The organism is Mesorhizobium sp. M0854 (genome assembly GCF_040319815.1).
In the GTDB taxonomy this organism is placed as follows: domain Bacteria; phylum Pseudomonadota; class Alphaproteobacteria; order Rhizobiales; family Rhizobiaceae; genus Mesorhizobium.
Genome location: NZ_JAMYOL010000011.1, coordinates 78513 through 93347, shown reverse-complemented (window position 1 = coordinate 93347; position 14835 = coordinate 78513). Strand labels below are relative to the sequence as shown.

The window sequence follows — 14835 nt, the reverse complement described above, 5'->3', positions numbered from 1 at the left end:
CCTCATCGACCGGATCCCGTGGCGCCGACGAGGGGAAATTCGATGGCCGATTATCTCGCAGACGTAAAGAAGTATGATGCGGCGGCGGATGCCGACGCGGTCGCCAAGATCGTCAAGCATCTGGGCATCGCGCTCAGGAACCGCGATTCCTCGCTGGTGTCCTGCACCGACCCGGAGGAACTGAAGCGCGTCAGGAACAGCTGGGTCGCCGGCAAGCTCGGCGTCACCGACGGTGCCAAGGCGGATGCGGCTATCGAAAAGACCTGCAAGGCTATGGCGGCCGACAACAGCAAGAGCCGGGTGACATTCTATTACCTCGTCGCCAAGGATCTGGGCATGCTCGGCTCGCTCTGAGCAACCTCGCCGCCGGTGCTGGTGAGACTTCTGCTGGAATCGTCTCGCTTTGCTGTGTTCGGCCGACGGTCATTCGGCTATGATGGCTGACAACCCGAATCGGACCGGAGCCGATGCGCCAGTATCTCGACCTTCTGAAGCATGTGCTGGAAAACGGCGCCGATCGCGGCGACCGCACGGGCACCGGAACGCGCTCGGTATTCGGCTACCAGATGCGCTTCGACCTGGCCCGCGGCTTTCCGGTCACCACCACCAAGAAGCTGCACCTGAAGTCGATCATCCACGAACTTTTGTGGTTCCTGGCCGGCGACACCAACATCAAATATCTCAACGATCACGGCGTCTCGATCTGGGATGAGTGGGCCGACGAGAACGGCGATCTCGGCCCGGTCTATGGCAAACAATGGCGGTCGTGGCCGGACGGCCATGGCGGCGCTATCGACCAGATCGCGAATCTTCTGAAGGAGATACGCAAAAATCCTAATTCGCGGCGGCTGATCGTTTCGGCGTGGAATCCGGCCGAGGTGGAGGCCATGGCCTTGCCGCCCTGCCACTGCCTGTTCCAGTTCTATGTTTCGGAAGGCAAGCTTTCCTGCCAGCTCTACCAGCGTTCGGGCGATATCTTTCTCGGTGTGCCGTTCAACATCGCTTCCTATGCGTTGCTGACGCTGATGGTGGCGCAGGTGACCGGATTGAAACCCGGCGATTTCATCCACACGCTCGGCGACGCGCATCTTTACTCGAACCATTTCGAGCAGGCGCGCGAACAATTGCGGCGCACGCCCAAGGCGTTGCCGACGCTGTGGATCAATCCCGAGGTGAAGGATCTCTTTGCCTTCCGCTTCGAGGATTTCCAGCTCGAGAACTATTTCGCCGACGCGACGATCAAGGCGCCGATCGCGGTCTAGCACCATACCTGACCATCCATATCGAAATTGCCTACTGCGGCTGCGCCTTCGGGCCTTGTCAGCATCAATCTCGATCGGCCGACGTCGACTTGACGCGCAATCCCGGGTCGCTGATTTTCATGTGAATATTTCCTTCAGCTTCGGTACCGCTGTATCCAACGAAGATTATCGCAGGCCGGGAAAACCTCAGCTCAGAATACCGTCGGCGGTAAAGAGCCTTTCCTTGTTATGTTCACATGGATATATCGATGGACGGCTTCGGGCGTTCCGAGACGAGGAGAGTTTCATGCTGGCGCGCAAAGGTTCGACGACGATTGCCATCGCGGGTCTCGCCGCCATGCTGATGGCCGCGGTGCCGGCGGCCCATGCCGATGACAAGGTGGTCGTGTTTGCCGCGGCGAGCCTGAAGGATGGGCTCGATGCCGTCAACAAGGCCTGCGAGGCCGATGTCGGCGAGGCGGCGACCATTTCCTACGCGGCGAGCTCGGCGCTGGCCAGGCAGATTGAAAGCGGCGCGCCAGCAGACCTGTTCATCTCGGCCGATCTCGACTGGATGAAATATCTTGCCGACAGGAAGCTGACCAAGCCCGAAACCCAAGTGAAACTGCTCGGTAACCAGATCGTGCTGGTTGCGCCGCGGGATTCCAAGGTTGAAACCAGGATCGAAAAGGGTTTCGATCTTGCCAAGCTCGTCGGTGACGGCAAACTTGCCATGGGCGATGTCAAAGCTGTGCCGGCAGGCAAATACGGCAAGGCAGCCCTCGAATCGCTCGGTGCCTGGTCTTCGGTCGAAGGCAAGGTGGCGCAGGCCGAGAATGTCCGCGCCGCCCTAAAGCTGGTGTCGACCGGCGAGGCAGCACTCGGCATCGTCTACGCCACGGATGCGCATGCGGAGCCTGGCGTGAAGGTGGTCGGCACTTTCCCCGCGGGTACCCATCCGCCGATCATCTATCCAGTCGCCCAGCTTGCGGATTCGAAGAGCAGGGATACCCCTGCATTCCTGAAATGCCTGCAATCCGCCAAGGCTGGCGAACTCTTCAAGGCGCAAGGTTTTACAATCCTCGCGCCGAGCAACTGACGTACGGCACCGCACATGAACTGGCTGCTGGATCTCGCTCCCGACGAATGGAATGCGGTCCAGCTGTCGATCAAGGTGGCGACCGTGGCGATGATTGCCAGCCTGCCGCCAGGCATCCTGATCGCTCTTGTGCTTGCCCGCGGCCAGTTCTGGGGCAAGACGCTGCTCAATGGTCTGGTGCATCTGCCGCTGATCGTGCCGCCGGTGGTGACCGGCTATTTGCTGCTGTTGACTTTCGGCAAGCGTGGTCCGGCCGGCGCTTTCCTGGCCGAACATTTCGGCATCGTTTTTTCCTTCCGCTGGACTGGCGCCGCGCTCGCCTGCGGCGTGATGGGCTTTCCGCTGATGGTGCGGGCCATCCGGCTGTCGATCGAGGCCGTCGACCGCAAAATCGAGGCGGCCGCCGGCACGCTCGGCGCCAATCCGCTATGGGTATTCGGCACGATCACGCTGCCGCTGATCCTGCCCGGGCTGATCGCCGGTGCGATCCTCTCCTTCGCCAAGGCGATGGGCGAATTCGGCGCGACGATCACCTTTGTCTCCAACATTCCGAACGAGACGCAGACGCTACCGTCGGCGATCTACACTTTCACGCAGGTTCCCGGCGGCGACGCCGGCGCGCTCAGGCTGACGCTGATCTCGATCGTCATCTCGATGGCGGCACTTGTTGCCTCGGAAGTGCTGGCGCGGCGTGTCGGCCGGCGGATGGACATCGAATGACGGTTCAGGTCGACATCAGCCACCGGCTTGGCGATTTCATCGTCAATGCCCGTTTCGAAAGCGCCGGGCGGCTGACTGCGCTGTTCGGGCCTTCCGGCTCCGGAAAGACGACGCTGATCAATTTGATTGCCGGGCTGATCCGCCCCGACAAAGGTCGCATCGCGGCCGAGGGCCGCGTGCTGGTTGATAGCGATGCCGGTCTGTTCGTGCCGAAGCACAAACGGCGGATCGGCATGGTGTTCCAGGATGCGCGGCTGTTTCCGCATATGAGCGTGGCGAGCAATCTGCGCTATGGCCGCTGGTTCACGCCGGCTGCCGAGCGTTACGCCGATATCAATGGCGTGGTCGAACTGCTCGGGATCGGCCATTTGCTCGATCGGCGGCCGGCAAAACTCTCCGGTGGCGAGAAGCAGCGCGTGGCAATCGGCAGGGCGCTGCTTGCCAGTCCGAAATTGCTGCTGATGGACGAGCCGCTGGCGTCGCTCGACGAGGCGCGCAAGGCCGAGATCTTGCCTTACATCGAGCGGCTGCGCGACGAGACGAAAATTCCGATCGTCTATGTCAGCCACTCGATCGCCGAAGTGGCGCGGCTGGCGAGCGACGTCGTGGTGCTGATGCAAGGAAAGGTCGCCGCTTCCGGTCCGACCGGTGCGATCATGCAGCGTCTGGATCTATTGCCGGCCGAAGAGCGCGGCGAGGGCGGTGGCGTGCTGGATACCGCGGTTCTGCGCCACGACGAAGCCTTTGGCATGACGGTGCTAGGCTCATTGGCGGGCGAGATCCGGGTGCCGCTTCTGGCAACGCCAGTCGGTGCGCCGGTGCGCGTCCGCATCCGTGCCCGCGACGTGATGATCGCCACCGAGCAGCCGGTTGGCCTCAGCGCGCTCAACATATTGCCGGGCACGATCGTGGCGATAGAGCCGGGCGAAGGGCCCACGGTCGAGATCGGCATCGACTGCAATGGCGCAACCGTGCTTGCCCGCATCACCGAACAGTCGCGGCAGACACTGGGGCTTCGGCTTGGTCGACAGGTGTTCGCCGTGGTCAAGACGGTGAGCTTCGACCGGGCGAATACCGGCGCCGGCCTGCCCGCCGAGGCGGATGAGTGAACGGCCGATGATTCGCTATATCGTTTTGGAATAGCGGTATCGCTGCAGAACCTGTAGAATAGCGTGACCGCGGAGGAGCAAATGCCGTCGCTGAGTTTGCGGATAAATCTCGATCCAGATGGCCGCATCGGACCGGGCAAGATCGAGCTTCTGGAACAGATCGCCGCCTTCGGCTCGATTTCAGCCGCGGCACGCGGCATGGAGATGTCCTACAAGCACGCCTGGGATCTGGTCGAAGACATGAACCGCGTGTTCGGCAAGCCGCTGGTTGCGGCACAGACGGGCGGCAAAAAAGGCGGTGGCGCCCAGTTGACGTCGGTCGGGCTTGCTGTGGTCAGCCGCTTCCGCGCGATCGAGCGGGCTGCGTCTTCAGCAGCGGCGGCGCATATGGAGGCGCTGCAAGCCGAGATCGACGCAGCGTGACGCCGGCGGAATTCTGCCGCGTGTGATCCCTGTTACTTCTTAGGCTCGCCCGGCTTGCGCAGCAGATAGGTGTCCATGATCCAGCCTTTTTTCCGGCGGGCCTGCTCACGGGTGCTCACGATCTTGTCGCCGACGTCGCCAATCCGGCCCGAGATGACGATCTCGTCGGGCGTCCCGAGATAGGCGCCCCAGTGAACGGTGACGTCGTTGTCGTCCAGCGTGTTGAAGGCGCATTTGCCGTCCAGCATGACGATGGTGCTGCCGGCGTTTTCGGGCAGACCTTCCTCGGCGAGCCGGCGGCCGGTGGTGATCAAAATGGCGTCGCCGATCCGGTTCAATGCCATTTTGTGGCTGGCTGCGAGTGCCTGGATGGCGGTGATGCCAGGGATGACCTCCAGCTCGAACGCTACATTGCCTCTGAGGCGCACGCGCTCGAGGATGCGCAGCGCACTGTCATAGAGCGACGGATCGCCCCAGATCAGGAAGGCGCCGCAGCCATCTTCAGGGAGTTCGTCGCGGATCAGGCCTTCGTAGATCGCGGCGATCGCCTCGTGCCAGTCGTCGACGGTCGAGCGGTAGGAAGGCGCCGGCTCGGCGCGCACCGGTACATCGAATTCGACCCGGCGCGAGTTCGGATTGATGACGAAGCGGTCGCAGATCTGGCGGCGCAATTCGGCGAGATCGTTCTTCTTCGCGCCCTTGTCGGGAATGAACAGCACGTCGGCCCGGTTGAGGCCATTAATGGCCTGGACCGTAATGTGCTCCGGATTGCCGGCGCCGATGCCGATGACGAGAAGCTTGCGCATGGGCGAACTCCTGCCCGATCGGGACCGGCGTGTCCAGACCGACACGACATGCCGGCAGGCGCCGGCGCATTTGCCGAAAGGCTTTGAAACGCCACATTGAACAGCTAGAGTCATGCTGGCATTCTCGCCGGGGGAGTTTCCATGTTCCGTTACGTCCTGACCGCAGCCTTGGCGCTCTCGGCTACGCCTGCGCTCGCCAATGATTCGGTCGCCGAACTCGGCACCGGTGGGCTGATCCTTTCGCGCAGCGATGCGGTGGCGATGGAAAGCGAGGATCTCTACATCTCGCCGGAAAAAGTGATGGTCGATTACGTCTTCCGCAACAACACCGACAAGGATGTCGATGCAATCGTCGCCTTTCCGATGCCCGACATCGAAGGCGACCCCGAAGAAATACCGGCGATTCCGGAGGCGCAGAGCGACGATTTCCTCGGCTTCGAAGTGACGATCGACGGGGTGCCGGCAAAGCCGCAGCTAGAGCAGAAGGTGTTCGCGCTCGGCATCGACATCGGCGCTGACCTGAAGGCGCAGGGCGTGCCGTTCTATCCGTTCGGCGATGCGGCCAAGGCAGCGCTGGCAAAGCTGCCGCAAGCGGTCGCCGACGACTGGGTCAACCGCGGCATCATCATCGAGGACACTGCTGACGACGGTTCGGGCATGAAGACCGTCTATACGCCGTTCTGGCAATTGCGCTCGACCTATTGGTGGCGCTCGACGTTTCCGGCCAACAAGGCGGTCCATGTCTCGCATCGCTACAAGCCGAGCGTCGGCGGCACCTCCTCGGTCAGCTTCTTCTATGACGGCCAGTTCCAGGGTCAGTATGCCGCCTACAAGACACGCTACTGCATGGACGATGCCTTCGAGAATGCCGTGCGCAAGGCAGCCAAGGACGATCCCGACGGCTACCCCAAATATTTCGAGAACCGCATCGCCTATATCCTGACCACGGGCGGCAACTGGGCGTCGGGAAACATCGGCAGTTTCAAGCTGACCGTCGACAAGGGCGATGCGAAGAACCTGGTCTCGTTTTGCGGCGAAAACGTCAGGAAGATCGGACCGACGACATTCGAGATGAAGGCGCAGAACTTCTACCCCGAGCATGACATCGACATATTGCTGCTGGAGCCGTCGGATGGCGGAAACGGCGGCTGATGGACCTCGCGCTTTATGTCGCCATCGCCGAGAACGGCGTGATCGGGCGCGAGGGTGGGTTGCCGTGGCGGCTGTCCACCGATCTCAAGCGGTTCAAAGCCGATACGATGGGCAAGCCCATCATCATGGGCCGCAAGACCTATGAAGGCATCGGCCGCCCATTGCCGGGCAGGCTCAACATCGTGGTGACACGAGACAAGGCATGGCGCGCCGAGGGCGTCGAAGTCGCGCACTCGATCGAGGACGCAATCGCGCTGGCGACGGTGCGCGGGCGCTGCATGGCCGGCGCCGACGAGATCTGCGTCATCGGCGGCGGCGAAATCTACGCTCAGGCGCTGCCGTTGGCCGATCGGCTGCACGTGACCCATGTTCTGGCCGCGGTCGACGGCGATGCCCATTTCCCGCCGATCGATCCGGCGCTGTGGCGGATCGTCCGCTCGCAGGAGGTGGAGGCTGGCGAAAAGGACAGCCATGCGACACGCTATTCGGTTTACGAGCGGCGCCGCGACGTGCATTGAAGGCGACAAAGGGGTCGCGACAGGTCTAGATGGACCCAAAGGCGGACAGTGGCGGCAGCCGATCGCGTTGAAAGCGTGCCGTCGCATCCCTATAGAAGAATAATATTGGATTTTGCGCCGGTGAGCCGGCGCTTGAGGGAATTCCAAGCGAAAGGACATTCATGCCCTGGAACGACAAGAGCGGCGGCGGCGGCCCGTGGGGCGGCGGCAACAATCAGGGGCCTTGGGGTCAGGGACCAAAAGGACCCAGCGGCCCGCAGGGCTCGCCTCCCGATCTCGAGGATATCATCCGGCGCGGGCAGGACCGGTTGCGGCGCGCGCTGCCGGGCGGCGGTGGCGCGAGCCCTGCCGTGTTCGGGCTGATTGCCGCGGCGCTGGTGGTGCTATGGGCGTTCAAGGCAGTGTACACCGTCCAGCCAGATGAAGTTGCGGTGGAGCTCAGGTTCGGCAAGCCGAAGGCGGAGCTGTCGCAGCCGGGCCTGCATTTCCATTGGTGGCCCATCGAAACGGTCGAGACCGCTAACATCGCCGAGCAGCTTGTCAGCATCGGCGGCGGCAGCACCAGCGGCGATGGCCTGATGCTTTCCGGCGACCAGAACATCGTCAACGTGCAATTCTCGGTGGCCTATCAGGTTTCCGACCCGAAGGCCTATCTGTTCGACGTGTCCGACCCGGGCGGCATGCTGCAGCAGGTCGCCGAAAGCGCGATGCGCGAAGCGGTCGGCCGGCGCCCGGCGCAGGACATTTTCCGCGACGACCGGCAAGGCATTGCGGCGTCGGTGCGTGAGATCATCCAGACGACGCTGGACGGCTACAAGGCCGGCCTCAACGTCAACGCAATTTCCATCGAGGACGCCGCGCCGCCGCGCGAGGTGGCAGACGCGTTCGACGAGGTGCAGCGGGCCGAACAGGACGAGGACAAGTTCGTCGAGCAGGCCAATCAGTATTCCAATCAGAAGCTCGGCCAGGCGCGCGGTGCGGCCGCACAGATCCGCGAAGACGCGGCCGCCTACAAGAACCGGGTCGTGCAGGAGGCCGAAGGCGAGGCGCAGCGCTTCATCTCGGTCTATGACGAATATGCAAAGGCGCCGGAAGTGACGCGCAAGCGGCTCTACCTGGAGACGATGGAGAGGGTGCTGAAGGATTCGAGCAAGGTCATCGTCGAGCAAGGCAACGGGCAAGGGGTGGTTCCCTACCTGCCGCTGCCGGCATTGCAGCAGAAGGCGCCGGCACCGGCCACCGGAGGAAACCAGTGATGGCCAACCGTCTTCCCGTCATTGCGGTCATCGCCGCGGTCATCCTGTTCCTGCTCTATTCGTCGGTCTTCGTCGTCAATGCGCGCCAGCAGGCGCTGGTGCTCAGGTTCGGCGAAATCGTCGACGTCAAGAACCAGCCGGGCATCTATTTCAAGGCGCCATTCTCCTTCTTCGATGCCGACACCGTCCAGCTGATCGAAAACAGGGTCCTGCGCTTCGACCTCGACAACATCCGTGTCCAGGTTTCGGGCGGCAAATTCTATGAGGTCGATGCCTTTATCGCCTATCGTATCTCGGACCCGCGTGTGTTCCGCGCCGCGGTTTCCGGCCAGATCGAACTGGCCGAGGCCCGGCTGAGGACGCGTCTCGACGCTGCCTTGCGCCGCGTCTACGGCCTGCGCGACTTCGAGGCGGCACTCTCGGAAGAGCGCGCCGTGATGATGCGCGAGGTGCGCGATCAGCTGAGGCCTGATGCCACCTCGCTTGGCCTGCAGATCGAGGATGTCCGCATCCGCCGCACCGATCTCACGGCCGAAGTCTCGCAGCAGACCTTCGACCGCATGAAGGCCGAACGTCTCGCCGAAGCCGAGCGGCTGAGGGCGCGCGGCAACGAGGCAGCGCAGCGGATCAGGGCTCGCGCCGACCGCGAAGTGGTCGAAATCGTCGCCGAAGCACAGAAAGAGTCTGAAATCCTGCGCGGTGAAGGTGAAGCCCAGCGCAGCGCGACGTTTGCCGGGGCCTATCAGCGCGATCCGGCCTTCTTCGATTTCTACCGGTCGATGAATGCCTATGGCACGGCGCTGAACAGCGCAGGAACGACGATGGTGCTGTCGCCGAATTCCGAGTTCTTCCGCTTCTTCCGCGACCCGGACAGCAAGGAAACGCCTGCGGCACCGGCGGCAGCACCGCCAGCACCTGCCGCTCCCGCGCCACCGGCGGCCCAGCCAAGCACCGGCCAGTAGGGCCGGTGCAGGGATAGCCGGCGTAACAGAGGATTTATTCTCTGGCGGTAGCCATAGCCGCAAACGTGCCTTATTTCTTGCCAACATGACGCGACGCGGCGTTTTTTGCCGAAGCGCTTTTTTCAGAACACCCGGAGGCCTTTCGATGACATCCACCACCCTTCTGCGTGCAGCGAGGCGGACGTTCATCGCCGGGGCCGCTGCGCTTCTGGTCGGCGCCATTGCCGTTCCGTCGTTCGTGGCGCCGACGATGGCAGCCGACGGGCCGCCCTCGGTTGCCGATCTCGCCGCCGGCCTGCTTGGCGCCGTGGTCAACATCTCGACGTCGCAGACTGTTAAAGGCACTGAAGGGCCGGGCGCAGTGCCGATGCCGCAGCTGCCGGAGGGCTCGCCCTTCCAGGACTTCTTCGACGATTTCTTCAAGAACCGTGGCGGCGACAAGGGCGGCGGCGGGCAAAAGGTGCAGTCGCTGGGCTCCGGCTTCGTGGTCGACGCCGAGCAGGGCATCGTGGTGACCAACAACCACGTCATTGCCGATGCCGACGACATCGAGGTGAATTTCTCCGATGGGGTGACGCTCAAGGCGACGCTGGTCGGCACCGACACCAAGACCGATGTCGCGGTGCTGAAGGTCGATCCGAAAGGGCACAAGCTGACGGCGGTGAAGTTCGGCGATTCCAACACGATGCGTGTCGGCGACTGGGTGATGGCGATCGGCAATCCGTTCGGTCTCGGCGGCACGGTGACGGTCGGCATCGTCTCGGCACGCAATCGCGACATCAATTCCGGCCCGTATGACGACTTCATCCAGACCGATGCCGCGATCAACCGCGGCAATTCCGGCGGACCGCTGTTCAACAGCAGCGGCGAGGTCATCGGCATCAACACGGCAATCATCTCGCCATCGGGCGGCTCGATCGGCATCGGCTTCTCGATCCCGTCGCAGCTTGCCTCGGGCGTCGTCGACCAGCTTCGCCAGTTCGGCGAGACGCGGCGCGGCTGGCTCGGCGTGCGCATCCAGCCGGTGACCGACGACATTGCCGAAAGCCTGGGCATGGCGACCGCCAAGGGCGCGCTGGTCGCCGGCGTTATCAAGGGCGGGCCGGTCGACAACGGCACCATCCAGGCCGGCGACGTCATCATCAAGTTCGACGGCAAGGACATCCATGAAATGCGCGACCTGCCACGCGTCGTGGCGGAGAGCCCGGTCGGCAAGGCGGTCGACGTGATCATCGTGCGCAAAGGGGTCGAGCAGACCGTCAAGGTGACGCTCGGCCGGCTCGAGGACGGCGAAAAGCTTGCCAGCGGCGGTGAAAACGGCAACGCCGACCAGGACGATGCCGACAAGGCGCCTGCGGTTTCGACGGCTGCCGTGCTCGGCATGACGATCGGCGAGCTCAATGAGGAGACGCGCACGAAATTCGGCATCGCCGCCGACGTCTCCGGCGTCGTCGTGACCGACGTCTCCAAGGATTCGGCGGCTGCCGAACGCGGCATCCAGCCGGGCGAGGTGATCACCGAGATCGCGCAGGAATCGGTCGCAACGCCCAAGGACGTCATGGACCGGATCGGCGCGCTGAAGGAGCAGGGGCGCAAGAACGCGCTGTTGATGCTGGCGTCGAAGACCGGCGAGCTGAGGTTTGTGACAATCCGGATGGATTGAGTCCGGAAGAGCCTGCAATGCTCTGATCTTGAAACGAAAAAGGGCGGCTAGCGGGCCGCTCTTTTTCTTGCCTGCCAGTCTGTGCGTGACAGCCTGTAGAAGACATGTCGCCTGAGTGCGGTGTGGCTGTCCGGAACACCGGGATGGTCGAAATCGGAGGCGGGGTCGGCGATCATGCCCAGGCGCTCCATAACGGCAGTGGACCGGCTGTTATCCTTGACTGCGAAGGACACGATTTCGTCGAGGCCAAGTCTTTCAAAGCCATAGGTGAGCCAGGCTTCGGCTGCTTCGGTGACATAGAAGCGGCCCCAGAATTCGGGTGCCAGCCGCCAGCCGATCTCGATCGTGCCGGGCGGCAGGAATGGCAAATGATCAGTTCGGGTTATGCCGACGAAGCCGATGCATTCGCCTGTGACTGCGATCTCAGCGGCCGCGAAGCCGAAGCCGTCGCGATCGATAGCCGCGCGCAACTCCTCCATCTTGGTGTCCGACTGGGCACGGTCGCGGCGAAACGGAAAGAATTCCATGACCAACTCGTCGGAATTGATGCGATGGAAGAGCTCGCGGTCACGATCTTCCCAGTTGCGCAGGATCAGGCGCTCGGTGCGGATCGGCGTCATTCGACAAATTCCTCCCGGCGATAACCCTGCAGATAAAGCAAGGCGGTGAGGTCGCCGTGGTCGATGCGGATCTTTGCCTCGGCTGCGACGGCCGGCTTGGCATGCAAGGCGACGCCGATGCCGGCAAGACGGATCATGTCGAGATCGTTGGCGCCGTCGCCGACGGCAATGGCATCGGCAGGCGTCAGGCCGAGGCCGGCGGAAATCTCGATAAGGGCTTCGGCCTTGGCGGCGCGGCCGAGGATCGGTTCGGCGACCAGGCCGGTGAAGCGGCGATCCTGCTCGATCAGGCGGTTGGCGCGATTTTCGTGAAAGCCGAGCAATGCTGCGATGCGGGTGGTGAAGATGTCGAAACCACCGGAGATCAGCGCCGTCCAGGCGCCATTGGCCGCCATTGTCTGGACGAGCGTGCGGCCGCCGGAGGCTAGCGTCAGGCGATTGTCGATGATGCGGTCGATGATTGCGGCATCGAGACCCTTGAGCAGCGCCACGCGCTCGCGCAAGGCCGGCTCGAATGCGATCTCGCCGTTCATCGATCGCGCCGTGATGGCGGCGACGCGATCCTTGACGCCGATCTCGTCGGCAAGCTCGTCGATGCATTCCTGGTCGATCATCGTCGAATCCATGTCGGCGATCAGGATCTTCTTGCGCCTGTTCTCGGCCGGCTGGACGGCCACGTCGATCGGTTCGGAAGCCAGCGCGGCACGCAGGCGCGCCGTTATTTCGGAAGCGTCGGCGGTCTCCGGCAAGTCGAGCTCGCAGGCGATGCCTTCGGCCAGCCAGCGAACAGCGCTTGCGCCGACCGACCGCGAGGCCATATTCGCTAGCGTCGGCGTCAATGCGCGGCCGGCGGGATGGGATAGAAGCGTGGCGATCAGCGGCATCGAAAATTCCAGCGGACGGGCGGGCGAAGGCCGCCTGAAGAACGCGATCCTGATAGCCGGGCCGACCGCCAGCGGCAAGTCGGCGCTCGCACTCGACCTCGCCGAGCGCAATGGCGGTGTCATCGTCAACACCGATTCCATGCAAGGCTATTCGGTGCTCGACGTGCTGACGGCGCGGCCTGGTCCTGCCGAACTCGCCCGCGTCCCCCACTTTCTTTATGGACACGTCGATCCGTCCACCGCCTATTCAACCGGCGCCTGGTTGCGTGATGTCATAAAGCTGATCGACGACGGCACGCTTTCGGAGCGGCCAGTGATTTTCGTCGGCGGAACCGGGCTTTATTTCCGGGCGCTCACGGAAGGTATCTCGGAGATGCCCGACATTCCGAAGTCGATCCGCGATCGCTGGCGCTACGAGCTCCAGGAACAGGGCGCAGTGAGATTGCACCGCATCCTGTTGCGCGAGGATTCTGCGGCCGGCATGATGCTGAAGCCGACGGATGGGCAGCGCATCGTGCGGGCGCTGGAGGTGCTCGACGCGTCGGGCCGTTCCATCCTGGACTGGCAGGCCGCGCGTGGCCGGCCGTTGATCGACGGGAGCAGCGCGCGCTTTTTCGTCATCGAGCCGGAGCGAGCGGCTCTGGTGGAGCGGATCGATGCCCGCTTCGACCGCATGCTGGATGAGGGGGCACTGGACGAGGTGAAACAGCTTTCAGCGCTCGGCCTCGATCCCGACCTGCCGGCGATGAAAGCAATCGGTGTTCGCGAGCTTCAGGCCGCGCTGGCCGGCGCCTTCAGTTTTCCCGAGGCCATCGAGCGCGCGAAAATCGCGACGCGGCAATATGCCAAACGGCAGGCGACCTGGTTCAGGCACCAATTGGGCCCGGAATGGCAGAGATTGCGTCCTGATGGGGGGATCGACTCGATGCTCTCACTCCCTCCTTCGAGCGCAACCTGCAAAGTCGACACCGAGGGGACATTTCGCGTTGAAGTTGTCCAGGTTAACTGTCCGTAAGTTCCCGCATGCCATAAGATCGCTACGAACTTTCCAACGGGGAGCAGATGCGTTTCCACAAGGCGGAATCAGCCTTTTTCGTCTTTATTTTTGTGATCCTGGCCGCCGGCCTGGTGACGCTTTACGCCTATGGGCTCCTGCAAACCCTGGCCGCCGACATTAGCAATACGCCTTCAAAACTCGATGAAATCGTCTATCTCAACAAGCTGCTGTTTGCGACGGGCGTGCTGTTGGCGACTGCGCTGTTCTTCGGCATTTTCTTCATCTACCCGCTGATCCGAAAGCAGGCGACGGAAGAAGGCAAGCTGCGCGCCATGACCGTTTCGCTCAGCGCGCGTTCGGAGACGCTGGAGCATGCGGCGCTCACCGACAGCCTCACCGGCATGCAGAACCGGCGTTATTTCGACGATGCGCTGAAGGAATATCTCGAAGAGTTCCGCCGCATCGAGAAACCAGTAGGGCTGATGATCCTCGACCTCGACCATTTCAAGCAGGTCAACGACAGCCACGGCCACGATGTCGGCGACGAGGTGTTGCGGGCGGTCGCCAACTGTCTCAAGGACATGACACGCTATCACGACGTGGTGGCGCGCCTGGGCGGCGAGGAGTTCGCGGTGGTCACGCCCAATATGGACGCCGAGCTGCTATCCAAATTCGCCGAGCGCATCCGCAAGGCGATCGCCAACATGTCGGTGCTGACGGGCAACGTCCGACTGAAAATCACCACCAGCGTCGGGCTTGCCGTCTGGGATCGCAAGGAAACCGCCGAGGAGTTCTATCGCCGCGCCGATCGCCAGCTCTATGAGGCGAAGAGGCAAGGGCGCAACCGCGTCTGTGCCTGAATTCCGTCATTGAATTCGTGATGCCGGCCGTCTGGTATCGTTTTCTTCGTTTCCGGTGCACGCAGACCGACATCACCCCGTCAAGCTGAGATGCTGCCTTTGCGGGGCTTGCCGGAAATAGAGGTGTTGCCGTGACTAAATCCGATCTCTCCGGTCTTTACCGAGGCTATATTGCATGCCTGAACAAGCAGGATTGGCCAAATCTGGGGCGTTTGTTCATGATGAAGTGACCCACAACGGTCGCAGCTCGGATTGTCCGGCTATCTCGAAATGTTGGTGAGAGACTTCGACGAAATTCCGGACCTTTACTTCAACATTCAGCTATTGGTTGCCGATCCGCCTTATGTAGCGAGCCGGCTAAGCTTCGACTGCGCGCCAAGGGGAACGTTCCTTGGGCTCGATGTAAGCGGGAAGAGAATTTCGTTTGCCGAGAACGTATTTTATGAGTTTCAGAGAGGGAAAATTCGCCAGGTGTGGTCAGTTATAGACAAGACAGCCATCGAAACTCAGCTTTGATATCTGCGA

At 62.6% G+C, this 14835-nt stretch carries 15 protein-coding genes and 2 pseudogenes; 14 read left to right on the top strand and 3 right to left on the bottom strand.

Translation table 11 applies throughout. The annotated features are described in order from the left end of the window. Window positions 1-42 precede the first annotated feature (42 nt). From NKH99_RS18665 to NKH99_RS18640, 6 genes are all read left to right on the top strand, one after another. Window positions 43-354, top strand: coding sequence for a DUF2853 family protein (locus NKH99_RS18665; protein ID WP_023676702.1), 312 nt, complete (start codon window positions 43-45; stop codon window positions 352-354). A gap of 113 nt (window positions 355-467) precedes the next feature. Further along, the gene (locus NKH99_RS18660; RefSeq protein WP_352471610.1) at window positions 468-1262 is read left to right on the top strand and encodes a thymidylate synthase; all 795 of its coding nucleotides are present in this window, start codon (window positions 468-470) and stop codon (window positions 1260-1262) included. 286 nt (window positions 1263-1548) lie between these two features. Next, window positions 1549-2340 (top strand): molybdate ABC transporter substrate-binding protein, encoded by a 792-nt coding sequence (gene modA / locus NKH99_RS18655; protein WP_353014943.1) that lies wholly within the window; start codon window positions 1549-1551, stop codon window positions 2338-2340. 15 nt (window positions 2341-2355) lie between these two features. Further along, the gene (modB, locus tag NKH99_RS18650) at window positions 2356-3060 is read left to right on the top strand and encodes a molybdate ABC transporter permease subunit (RefSeq protein WP_352831164.1); all 705 of its coding nucleotides are present in this window, start codon (window positions 2356-2358) and stop codon (window positions 3058-3060) included. Continuing rightward, the gene (modC, locus tag NKH99_RS18645) at window positions 3057-4169 is read left to right on the top strand and encodes a molybdenum ABC transporter ATP-binding protein (protein WP_353014941.1); all 1113 of its coding nucleotides are present in this window, start codon (window positions 3057-3059) and stop codon (window positions 4167-4169) included. Before modB ends, modC begins: the two co-directional genes overlap by 4 nt. 81 nt (window positions 4170-4250) lie before the next feature. After that, window positions 4251-4592 carry a winged helix-turn-helix domain-containing protein gene (locus NKH99_RS18640; protein WP_023676697.1) on the top strand — a complete coding sequence of 114 codons (342 nt, stop codon included), beginning with the start codon at window positions 4251-4253 and terminating at the stop codon, window positions 4590-4592. Between the two features lie 32 nt (window positions 4593-4624). Here NKH99_RS18640 and cobF read toward each other — a convergent pair whose 3' ends face one another. After that, window positions 4625-5398 (bottom strand): precorrin-6A synthase (deacetylating), encoded by a 774-nt coding sequence (gene cobF / locus NKH99_RS18635; protein WP_353014939.1) that lies wholly within the window; start codon window positions 5396-5398, stop codon window positions 4625-4627. Window positions 5399-5539: 141 nt separating this feature from the next. Between cobF and NKH99_RS18630 the strand changes: the two genes are divergently transcribed. The 5 genes from NKH99_RS18630 (at window position 5540) to NKH99_RS18610 (ending at window position 10949) form a co-directional block, all read left to right on the top strand. Further along, window positions 5540-6550: a DUF4424 domain-containing protein gene (locus NKH99_RS18630; protein WP_353014937.1), complete on the top strand. Its 1011-nt coding sequence runs from the start codon at window positions 5540-5542 to the stop codon at window positions 6548-6550. Continuing rightward, window positions 6550-7068 carry a dihydrofolate reductase gene (locus tag NKH99_RS18625; RefSeq protein WP_352471618.1) on the top strand — a complete coding sequence of 173 codons (519 nt, stop codon included), beginning with the start codon at window positions 6550-6552 and terminating at the stop codon, window positions 7066-7068. The genes NKH99_RS18630 and NKH99_RS18625 overlap by 1 nt, the downstream gene beginning before the upstream one ends. Window positions 7069-7229: 161 nt before the next feature. Beyond that, window positions 7230-8324 (top strand): FtsH protease activity modulator HflK, encoded by a 1095-nt coding sequence (gene hflK / locus NKH99_RS18620; protein ID WP_352471619.1) that lies wholly within the window; start codon window positions 7230-7232, stop codon window positions 8322-8324. Then, window positions 8324-9286 carry a protease modulator HflC gene (gene hflC, locus NKH99_RS18615; RefSeq protein WP_352539565.1) on the top strand — a complete coding sequence of 321 codons (963 nt, stop codon included), beginning with the start codon at window positions 8324-8326 and terminating at the stop codon, window positions 9284-9286. Before hflK ends, hflC begins: the two co-directional genes overlap by 1 nt. 145 nt (window positions 9287-9431) lie before the next feature. Next, window positions 9432-10949: a DegQ family serine endoprotease gene (locus NKH99_RS18610; protein WP_352539566.1), complete on the top strand. Its 1518-nt coding sequence runs from the start codon at window positions 9432-9434 to the stop codon at window positions 10947-10949. A 47-nt stretch (window positions 10950-10996) separates the two neighbouring features. Here NKH99_RS18610 and NKH99_RS18605 read toward each other — a convergent pair whose 3' ends face one another. Continuing rightward, on the bottom strand, window positions 10997-11569 hold the full coding sequence (locus NKH99_RS18605; RefSeq protein WP_353014935.1) for a GNAT family N-acetyltransferase: 573 nt from the start codon (window positions 11567-11569) through the stop codon (window positions 10997-10999). Continuing rightward, window positions 11566-12453 carry a phosphoserine phosphatase SerB gene (serB, locus tag NKH99_RS18600; RefSeq protein ID WP_353014933.1) on the bottom strand — a complete coding sequence of 296 codons (888 nt, stop codon included), beginning with the start codon at window positions 12451-12453 and terminating at the stop codon, window positions 11566-11568. The genes NKH99_RS18605 and serB overlap by 4 nt, the downstream gene beginning before the upstream one ends. Here serB and miaA point away from each other — a divergent pair. The 3 genes and pseudogenes from miaA to NKH99_RS18585 all read left to right on the top strand — a co-directional run. Then, window positions 12443-13408 (top strand): annotated as a pseudogene (miaA, locus tag NKH99_RS18595) (tRNA (adenosine(37)-N6)-dimethylallyltransferase MiaA); the annotation flags it as partial. The gene serB and the pseudogene miaA sit on opposite strands and share 11 nt — an antisense overlap. A gap of 107 nt (window positions 13409-13515) precedes the next feature. Continuing rightward, complete coding sequence (locus tag NKH99_RS18590; protein WP_352501016.1) at window positions 13516-14310, top strand: GGDEF domain-containing protein; 795 nt, start codon at window positions 13516-13518, stop codon at window positions 14308-14310. A gap of 131 nt (window positions 14311-14441) precedes the next feature. After that, window positions 14442-14826: pseudogene (locus tag NKH99_RS18585) on the top strand (ester cyclase). Window positions 14827-14835: the final 9 nt, after the last annotated feature.